General features: G+C 41.2%; 1 protein-coding gene. It reads right to left on the minus strand.

All coding sequences use genetic code 11. From position 1 onward, the window contains the following. A partial coding sequence (locus tag OZJ21_RS09765; protein ID WP_268857757.1) for a hypothetical protein occupies nucleotides 1-1,238 on the minus strand: 1,238 nt, incomplete at both ends.

Below are 1,238 nucleotides of genomic sequence, written 5' to 3' on the forward strand. Positions count from 1 at the left end.
TCCTTGAGTACAAGCTCCTCACTAAGTGAAAGCTTAAGCACATCAAGCAGCTTGAGTGAATCCTTGAGTACAAGTTCATCCTTAAGCGAAAGCTTAAGTACATCAAGTTCGTTGAGCGAATCCTTGAGCACAAGTTCATCCTTAAGTGAAAGCCTAAGCACATCAAGTTCATTGAGTGAATCCTTGAGTACAAGTTCATCCTTGAGTGAAAGCTTAAGTACATCAAGCAGCTTGAGTGAGTCCTTGAGTACAAGCTCCTCACTAAGTGAAAGCTTAAGTACATCAAGCAGCTTGAGCGAATCCTTGAGTACAAGCTCCTCACTAAGTGAAAGCCTAAGCACATCAAGTTCATTGAGTGAATCCTTGAGTACAAGCTCCTCACTAAGTGAAAGCTTAAGCACATCAAGCAGCTTGAGTGAATCCTTGAGTACAAGTTCTTTAAGTACATCAAGCAGCTTGAGCGAATCCTTGAGTACAAGTTCATCCTTGAGTGAAAGCTTAAGCACATCAAGTTCATTAAGTGAATCCTTGAGTACAAGTTCATCCTTGAGTGAAAGCTTAAGTACATCAAGTTCATTGAGTGAATCCTTGAGTACAAGTTCATCCTTGAGTGAAAGCTTAAGTACATCAAGCAGCTTGAGTGAGTCCTTGAGTACAAGCTCCTCACTAAGTGAAAGCTTAAGTACATCAAGCAGCTTGAGCGAATCCTTGAGTACAAGCTCCTCACTAAGTGAAAGCCTAAGCACATCAAGTTCATTGAGTGAATCCTTGAGTACAAGTTCATCCTTAAGTGAAAGTCTAAGTACATCAAGTTCATTGAGCGAATCCTTGAGTACAAGCTCCTCACTAAGTGAAAGCTTAAGTACATCAAGCAGCTTGAGCGAATCCTTGAGTACAAGTTCATCCTTGAGTGAAAGCTTAAGCACATCAAGTTCATTAAGTGAATCCTTGAGTACAAGTTCATCCTTAAGTGAAAGCCTAAGCACATCAAGTTCGTTGAGTGAATCCTTGAGCACAAGTTCATCCTTAAGCGAAAGCCTAAGCACATCAAGCAGCTTGAGCGAATCCTTGAGTACAAGTTCATCCTTGAGTGAAAGCTTAAGCACATCAAGTTCGTTGAGCGAATCCTTGAGTACAAGCTCCTCACTAAGTGAAAGCCTAAGCACATCAAGTTCGTTGAGTGAATCCTTGAGTACAAGCTCATCCTTAAGCGAAAGCTTAAGCACATCAAGCAGCTT

Source organism: Ligilactobacillus sp. UO.C109 (assembly GCF_026847815.1).
GTDB lineage: Bacteria > Bacillota > Bacilli > Lactobacillales > Lactobacillaceae > Ligilactobacillus > Ligilactobacillus salivarius.